The organism is Streptomyces sp. NPDC001970 (assembly GCF_053594115.1).
This window is the reverse complement of the sequence record NZ_JBSFDW010000086.1, coordinates 1-8,106: the sequence shown is the minus strand read 5'-3', so window position 1 is coordinate 8,106 and position 8,106 is coordinate 1. Positions and strand designations below refer to the sequence as shown.

Here is an 8,106-nt window from a genome sequence, read left to right as displayed (position 1 = left end):
GAGTTCCTGGTCTCCCGCCGCGGCAAGGTCACGCCCGATCAGGTCGGCCTTGCCGTACACGGTGGCACCCGCCGGGTTCCGGGCCTTCGCCGTAGTGCGGTGGCCCAGTCGCCCTGCGTGAAGCCATGGTGCAGGAGGCGCAGGAGCTCGAGCGCCCCCTCGCAGAGGTGTGGGAGCGCTTACTTACGGAGTTCACCGATTATCTCAGGCCTCGACTTCCCACGGTAATGCCTGCACAGCGCCAAAGGGCTGAGATCGCGGCCGAGTGATCAGACCCGAAAAGGGGCGAGGTGTACCGGCGGCCCACGGGGCTGCCGAATCTCGAAGACAGTTGCTGTCACCCCTCTCAGCACATCGCGGTGTCATCGACGCACCGAGCCATTCGATTCACCAGGAGAACGTTCCATGTTTTCGATCCCCAAACGCGGCATCAGCCACAAGACCGCCGTTGCCGCCGTTCTTCCCCTCGCCCTGGGGGCGTTCGCCGCCACCAGCGCACTGGCCGCTCCCACCCAGTCCGAGCCCACTCCGAAGTGGCCGCTGGTCCTGGAGCACGACGCCAAGGAGTTCGCCGACGCCGCGGCCAAGAGCCCACCCATCTACACCCTGTCCCCCGCCGACGCCCGCAAGGCCCTGGAGACCGCCCAGGCCGGCCCGATCGACAAGCTGCCGGCCGACATCAGCCACCGCACCCTGAAGGTGGGACCCACGGGAACGGTGGACATCCGCATCGTCCGCCCCAAGGGGGACACCGGCAAGCTCCCTGCTGTCGTCTACACCCACGGGGGCGGCTGGGTCCTGGGGGACGAGAACACCCACGACCGGCTGGTGCGCCAGATCGCCGACGGAGCCCACGCCGCGGTGATCTTCGTCAACTACACCCGCTCGCCTGAAGCCCGCTTCCCCATCGCGATAGAGCAGGCCTACGCTGCCACCAAGTGGGTGGCCGAGCACGGCAGTGAGATCAACGTCGACGGCTCCCGGCTCGCCATCGCCGGCGACAGCGTCGGCGGCAACATGGCCGCTGCCGTCACTCTCATGGCCAAGCAGCGGGGCGGCCCGGAGCTTGACGGGCAGGTGCTCATGTACCCCGTCACCAATGCCGACTTCAACACCGACTCGTACCGCACCTTTGCCAACGGTCCCTGGCTCACGCGCAAGGCCATGCAGTGGTTCTGGGACAACTACGCCCCGAACGAGAAGGACCGCAAGAACATCCTCGCATCTCCGCTGCGGGCCGGCCTGAACCAGCTCAAGGGGCTGCCCAAGGCGCTGCTCATCACCGACGAGGGAGACGTGCTGCGCGACGAGGGCGAGGCCTACGCCGCCAAGCTCCGGGCCGCCGGCAACGACATCACCACCGTCCGCTACCAGGGCGCCATCCACGACTTCGCCATGCTCGACGCCGTAGCCGACACCAACGCCGCCAAGGCCGCCGTCAAGCAGGTCAACGAGTTCCTCTACGACGACCTGCACGACCGCCCCTGATCCACCGGGCGGTCTCGGCCCCCGGCCGCAGACCGCGAGAAGACCGGGAACGGCGCCCCCTCGGGGGGCGCCGCCTCCGCTACGGGGGCGCCGACCGGGACACCGCCCCCGCTGGGCGAGCCAGGATGCCGCCTCGGCGGCCGTACCCGCACCGTTCCTCGCGCCGGTCAGCTTCGATTTCGTCGCCCACAGACCGACTATCGCGCGGTGGATCGAGGCAGGTGCTTCGGAAGCGTCTACACCAACGGTCTCGTCGACGGACACAGCCCGGCACTGCGTCAGCTGTTGAGCAGCTACTTCGAGAGCACGCCGGCCGCCGTGCTGGCGTCGCCCGGAGAACATCCCTGTCGACCTCCCGCGGGACCGGCTGTCCGTCACTACGTACTCCCGGTTCGTGGGCCAGGGCCTGATCGGTGCCATCGAGGCATGGCTGGAGTTACCGGCCCCGCGCGACCCGCAGCTCTACGTCAGGGCAGTATTCGGCGTCCTGCGGCAGTGGCTGATCAACGCGCCAGGCGTCAAGGAAACCAAGGAAACCAAGGAAAGAAGCGAATAATCATGAAGGCATCCATAGTCGATGGGCTCGGCAGAGGCTTCACTGTCCGCGAGGTCGACATCGCCGCACCGCTGGGGCGCGAAGTCCTGATCGACGTGAAGGCATCCGGACTGTGCCACTCGGACCTCAGTGTCGCAACCTTCGATCTAGGCTTCCAGTTCCCCAGCGTGCTGGGCCACGAACTGGCCGGCGTCGTCAGCGCGGTGGGCCCCGACGTCACCGACATCCACGTCGGTGACCACGTGGTGGGAAGCTGCCTCCAGTTCTGCGGCCAGTGCGACAACTGCCTCTCCGGCAAGACCCATCGCTGCCTCCACCCGGAGACGACACTGCGGGCCGAGGGCGAGGCTCCACGACTCACCATGGACGGCAAGCCGATCGACCAGATGGCCGGCCTCGGCGGTTTCGCCCAGCAGGCCCTGGTCCACGAGTACCAACTCGCCGTCGTGCCCGACGAGATTCCCTTCGCGCAGGCCGCCCTCCTCGGATGCGGTGTGCTGACCGGCGCGGGCGCCGTGCTGAACACCGCCAACGTACAGACCGGCGAGAGCGTCGTCATCATCGGAGCCGGCGGCGTGGGCATGAACGCCGTGAGCGGCGCGGTGATCGCAGGCGCCGCCACGATCATCGTCATCGACGTGCACGACGCCAAACTGGAGCGTGCCCAGGCGTTCGGCGCCACCCACACCATCAACTCGACCACGACCGACCCGGTGGCCGAAGTCAAGAGGATCACGGGGCATGGCGCCGACTACGTCTTCGACTTCGTCGGCATCCGCCCCGTCACCCGCCAGGCCTTGCAGATGCTGGCCAAGGGCGGAGGCCTGTACCTCATCGGCATAGGCGGCAAGGACGCCGGCCTGGAAATCGACACGTCCACCCTGCTGAACAACCAGAATCGTGTCGAAGGCGTCTTCATGGGCTCCTCGAACCTCAAGCGCGACATCCCGCTCTACGCCTCCCTCTACCTTCAGGGACGCATAAACCTCGACGACCTGGTGTCCAAGGAGATCTCGCTGCACGAGATCAACGAGGGCTACGAAGCACTCAAGGACTCCTCCACAACCCGCGTGGTCATCACCGACCTGTCCTGACCCACACACCCCCCGGCGCGTCACACCAGACATCCATCAGCGAGACCCGCCCCGTGAACCGCTGCCGATCCGCCACCACGGGCCCATCTGACGGGGTGCGGAACGAGAGCCGGTCTGGGAGCGCCCTGAGCGTGGGTGGGATCAGCTACGTCATCACCGTCCTGATCAGCTCAGTGGCCGGCCTGTGGGAATACCCCGGTTCGACCACCACTCCACGGCCAAGCACGGCGCCACTGGCCTGAGTAAGATCACTCATCATGGCACTTGGCCCCTTGGGCCTACACGCCAACGCCATCGTGCCCTGCGCGGTGGACACAGGTGATCCGCGAACGTGAACTGCACAAGCTCCTCTGCCCCGATCTGCCGGCGCCCACGCTAGAAGACATGCGGCCGGCGGCCGGCCGGCTCCAATTGCGCGGCGTCCCCTGGGCTCGGCCCAGCGACATCGCCGAGGCCGCGGCCTGGCTCGCCTCGCGCAAGGCCCGTTACGTCACCGGCGTCGAGTTCCGTGTGGACGCGGGCAACCTCACCAAGTAGCTCACCACAACGCAACGCTACGCGACGCAACAATTTCCGGAGACCCTGATTATGAAGACCCCAAGCGCCCGCACCCAGGCGTTCCTCCAAGGCACGAAGCAGCTACTCATCGGCGGCGAATGGGTCGACGCCGCCGCCCGCACGACACGCGACTCCATCAATCCGGCCGATGAGCAGGTCCTGGCCACCTTCGCGGCGGGCGGAGTCGAGGACGTGGACCGCGCGGTCGCGGCGGCTCGGCGGGCGTTCGACGGCGAATGGGGGGCGACCACCCCCGCCGATCGCGGCAAGTTGCTGTGGCGCGTCGGTGACCTCATCCTTGAGCACGCCGACGAAATCGCCGAGTTGGAGGCGCTCGATACGGGGAAACCGCTGTCGCTCGCCCGGCTGGAGGTGGCCAGTGCCGCTGGACACTGGCATTACTACGCCGGCTGGGCCGACAAGATCGAGGGAACGACCGGGGAGATCTCCGCAGCCATCCCAGGGGCTCGGTTCCAGCGGTACTCGTTGCGCAAGCCCTTGGGTGTCGTCGGACTCATCGTTCCCTGGAACTTCCCGCTCAACGAGGCGTCCTACAAAATGGCCCCGGCACTGGCGGCCGGCAACTCCATCATCCTCAAGCCCGCCGAGCTGACCTCGCTCAGCGCCCTGCGGCTGGGGGAGCTCATCGCCGAGGCGGGCCTGCCCGGCGGCGCGGTCAACATCGTCACGGGCCCAGGCCGTGTGGCGGGCTCGGCCCTCGCCGCGCATCCGAATGTGGACAAGATCTCCTTCACCGGCTCGACCGAGGTGGGCCGCCACGTACTGGCTGCCGCGGGCGGCAACATGAAGAAGGTGACCCTGGAACTCGGCGGCAAGAACCCGGGCATCATCTTCGCCGACGCTGACCTGGACACAGCCATTCCCTCGGCGGCCAGGGCCGCCTTCGCCAACTCCGGGCAGGTCTGCACGGCTGCGTCGCGGCTGTACGTGCAGCGGCCCGTCTTCGACCAGGTCGTTGAGGGCATGACTCACGCCGCGAAGTCTCTCACGCTCGGAAACGGCTTCGACCCGGACGCCGAGCTTGGCCCGCTTGTCTCCGAACGCCAGCTCCAGCACGTCAGCAGCTACGTCGAGATCGGCCGCAAAGAGGGCGCTACGTTGATCACCGGAGGTGAGGTGACCCGGCCCGGGTACTTCATCACTCCTGCAGTCTTCACCGCTGACGACCCCAGCCTTCGCATCGTACGGGAAGAGATCTTCGGCCCCATTGTGGTGATCCTGCCCTTCGATACGACAGAAGAAGTCATCGCGGCAGCCAACGACAGCGAGTACGGCCTGTCCGCCGGGGTCTGGACGTCGAACAGCAGCACGGCCGCCCGGATGGCCGAAGATCTCGACGCCGGCGTCGTCTGGATCAACACCTTCATGGTCGTCGACTCGTCCGTGAGCGTGGGCGGGACCAAGCAGTCAGGTGTGGGATACGACATGGGGCCTGAGGCCATCTACGGCTTCACGCACCTCAAGGCAGTCGTCAACGCCATATAAGACAGTCGACCGGCTTCGTCGGCCAAGGGACGGACACGTCCCCCAGCCGACGAAGCCGATCCCAGAGGACTGTCCGCGTGACAACGCCGAGTTCCCGAGCGGCAGGCGCGGCCAAGGTCATGGTGGTCACGAACGAGCACCCGGCCAGAACCGCCGTCCGGCCTCATCTGTGCCCGGCGGCCACGTCGCAGGGCGGCCCATCGGCTACATGACCCACTGTGTCTCCGAACATCCAGGCACGCATGCCGGACGAGGACGACACGATCCACCGGAGGATTGCGGATGAGTACCACCATGCGCGCCGTCCAGCTCGACCGTGCCGGCCCCCCTGCGTCGCTGCACCTGCACCTTCACGAGTTGCCCATGCCTGAGCCTGACGACGGGTGGGTCCGGGTCCGGGGCGAGGCGTTCGGCCTCAACCGCTCCGAGCTGTATCTGCGCCTCGGGCTGTCCGAAGGCGTCACCCTCCCCCGCGTCCCCGGTATCGAGGCCCTCGGCGTTGTTGACTCCGCACCCGCACGCTTCCGGCCCGGTCAACAGGTCGTCGCATTGACATCCTCCGCGCACGCCGCCTTACGGACGTCCGAGCGCATCGTTGTAGACCACCCGGGCGCAGCCGAACATACGGGCCAGCGCAGCACGCTGACCCGGCGTCGGCTCGATCCGGAACGAGTACCGCAGAAGCATTACATCAACCTACCGGCCGCCACCAACAACGCAGCGAGCTCCGCCGCGTCGCTGCTCCGGGCCGAGGATGCGCTTCCTCCCCGGCCTGAAGGCCGTGGTTTTCACGCAAGGAGTTTCCGATGACGGGAGGAATGAGGCACGTGTTCGACGGCGGCTACGCCGAGTACACCGTAGTCCCCGTACAGCAGCTGATTCCCATCTCCACAGACCTGCCCTGGGAATCGTTGGGAGCTCTCCCCGAGATGCTCCAGACCGCTTACGGCCCACTTACGGTCGGCCTCGCCCTCCAACCGGGACAGACACTGCTCATCATCGGCGGCACCTCATCCGTGGGCCTGGCGGCCGCTGCCGTTGCCAAGGAGATGGGGGCAACCGTCCTGGCCACGACCCGCCGGACCGATCAGCTCGACGCTCTGGCGTCCCCCGGCGTGGATCATCCATCGCAGCCGCCCGCCGCGCGCAGCACGCTCCGGCACTGCTCGTGCCCTGCACCCTCGCCCCGGGCACGACAGCACGACAACTGGTCCTGCAGACGGCCGTCGTCACAGCCGCGTTCACCTGCTTCGGCATACGAAGACTCACCAAAGGCGCCCCGAACGTCGCGTTGCGAATTGCGGGACCCGCCATCGGCCGGACGGTCGCATCTCGACTGGGAGGGCACCTTGCACAATCCACTCACCGACAATCACGCCATCGCACAGGTGCTCAACTGGATCTACGTCTTCGGCCACTGGCCGGTCATCGCCCTGACCATGTTGTGGCTACTTTCCCACCACCAGGTCTACATACAGATCGCCGCGGCGATGCTGCTGTCCAGCGCGATCGGCTTGGTCCTCTTTGCAGCCTTCCCGGTCCCTCCACTCCGGCTGGCCGGACTCGGTGTGACCGACACGACCCTGCGTTCTGACACCTACCACGTCCTGCAGCCCACCGCTTTCGTCCATCAGTACACTGCGACGCCGGGCTTCCGCGTGGCTTGGAGCCTGTTGAGCATGCTCGCGCTGCTCGCAGCCGCGCGCAAAGTCTGGGCCCGTGTCACGGTGGTGACCCTCACGCTGTCCATGAACGCTGCGGTCGTGTTGACCGTCGACCACTACATGCTCAACGTGATCGAGGGTGCGGTCCTCGCAACCGTGAGCTGGCATGCCGCCGGGCGCCTGCCGACCAGGAAGACGAGCCCGGCATCCCCCAATACAACTGCGGCTCGGACCCGGCACCTGCGGCCCGTCACGTCCGCGAGCGCCGCCGCTTCCGCAGCCTGCCGGTGCACAAGCCGACTTCCCCGCCCAGACAACGACCAGAGCTCGCCGGCTGGGCCAGCCACCGTTCATCGGTTGCGGCCCGAGTCATCGCCACCCCCCGAATCTCAGCCGGCGCCGCTGCGACCGGCGGGCTGACCCGTGATCTCCGCCGACCTCGTCGAGGCTGCCGGCTTGTGGACGTACGCCCTGGTGTTCATCATCACCGCCGTTGAGACCAGCGCCTTCATCGGCCTGCTCCTTCCCGCCGAAACCCTCATCCTGCTCGCCGCGGCCCTGGCAGGCCGCGGCGACCTCGACCCGGCCCTGCTCACCGCCGCCGTAGTCGGCGGCGGCATCGCCGGTGACAGCCTCGGCTACGCCATCGGCCACTGGTACGAGCACCGGCCCAGTGCCCAGCGGCTGCGCCGCCGGATCCGGCCCGGAGGCCGTATCGACCACGCCCGCGACTTCCTGCTGCGTCGTGGCGGCCCCGCCGTCTTCACTGGCCGATTCATCAGCTTCGTACGGTCCTTCCTGCCATTCGCCGCTGGAGCCGTAGGCATGCCCTTCCACCGGTTCTTCCTCTATAGCTCCACGGCCTCGGTCATCTGGGGAACAGGGATCGTGCTCGCCGGATACTTCCTCGGTGCCTCCGCCGAACGACTGCTTCGCACGGCCGGGATCACCGGGGCGCTCGCCGCCACCGCCGCCACCGCCGCCCTGGCTTTGATCCTCGTCTGTCGGATGCGACATCGCCGAGCCCAGTCCCCAGTGGGACACCAACGTCGAGGCCGACACTGACGCCTCACCCGGCGTACGGTGCGTTCCCGGTACGGATCATGTGGCTGAGCAGGGGCTACAGAGCCAGACCACCATGTCCTAGCTAGTGTCCTGCGCCGGAGATCCGTCGGCAGAAGCGGGCGAGGGATTCGAGGATTTCCTCGGCGCTCTTGGTCCAGATGAACGGCTTGGGGTC

The 8,106-nt window shown here is 67.4% G+C and carries 7 protein-coding genes and 3 pseudogenes; 9 read left to right on the top strand and 1 reads right to left on the bottom strand.

The features are described from left to right. Positions 1–405: 405 nt before the first annotated feature. The 6 genes and pseudogenes from ACWCP0_RS41655 to ACWCP0_RS41630 all read left to right on the top strand — a co-directional run. Positions 406–1,488: an alpha/beta hydrolase gene (locus tag ACWCP0_RS41655; protein WP_451083911.1), complete on the top strand. Its 1,083-nt coding sequence runs from the start codon at positions 406–408 to the stop codon at positions 1,486–1,488. A 394-nt stretch (positions 1,489–1,882) separates the two neighbouring features. Continuing rightward, positions 1,883–2,044 carry a hypothetical protein gene (locus tag ACWCP0_RS41650; RefSeq protein ID WP_451083910.1) on the top strand — a complete coding sequence of 54 codons (162 nt, stop codon included), beginning with the start codon at positions 1,883–1,885 and terminating at the stop codon, positions 2,042–2,044. A gap of 2 nt (positions 2,045–2,046) precedes the next feature. After that, positions 2,047–3,138, top strand: a complete 1,092-nt coding sequence (locus ACWCP0_RS41645; RefSeq protein ID WP_451083909.1) for a zinc-binding dehydrogenase — start codon at positions 2,047–2,049, stop codon at positions 3,136–3,138. 318 nt (positions 3,139–3,456) lie between these two features. Beyond that, positions 3,457–3,675, top strand: coding sequence for an SDR family oxidoreductase (locus ACWCP0_RS41640; protein ID WP_451083908.1), 219 nt, complete (start codon positions 3,457–3,459; stop codon positions 3,673–3,675). A gap of 51 nt (positions 3,676–3,726) precedes the next feature. Continuing rightward, positions 3,727–5,202, top strand: a complete 1,476-nt coding sequence (locus tag ACWCP0_RS41635) for an aldehyde dehydrogenase family protein (protein WP_451083907.1) — start codon at positions 3,727–3,729, stop codon at positions 5,200–5,202. Between the two features lie 282 nt (positions 5,203–5,484). Then, a pseudogene (locus tag ACWCP0_RS41630) lies at positions 5,485–5,745 on the top strand (alcohol dehydrogenase catalytic domain-containing protein); the annotation flags it as partial. A 42-nt stretch (positions 5,746–5,787) separates the two neighbouring features. Here the strand turns inward: ACWCP0_RS41630 and ACWCP0_RS41625 are convergent. After that, a pseudogene (locus tag ACWCP0_RS41625) lies at positions 5,788–5,889 on the bottom strand (helix-turn-helix domain-containing protein); the annotation flags it as partial. Positions 5,890–6,008: 119 nt separating this feature from the next. Between ACWCP0_RS41625 and ACWCP0_RS41620 the strand changes: the two are divergent. From ACWCP0_RS41620 to ACWCP0_RS41610, 3 genes and pseudogenes are all read left to right on the top strand, one after another. Next, positions 6,009–6,329: pseudogene (locus tag ACWCP0_RS41620) on the top strand (NADPH:quinone reductase); the annotation flags it as partial. After that, positions 6,318–7,286, top strand: a complete 969-nt coding sequence (locus ACWCP0_RS41615) for a phosphatase PAP2 family protein (protein WP_451083912.1) — start codon at positions 6,318–6,320, stop codon at positions 7,284–7,286. The pseudogene ACWCP0_RS41620 and the gene ACWCP0_RS41615, both read left to right, overlap by 12 nt. Positions 7,287–7,289: 3 nt before the next feature. Beyond that, a complete protein-coding gene (locus ACWCP0_RS41610) occupies positions 7,290–7,931 on the top strand; it encodes a DedA family protein (protein WP_451083906.1) in 642 nt (213 codons plus the stop codon). Positions 7,932–8,106 lie beyond the last annotated feature (175 nt).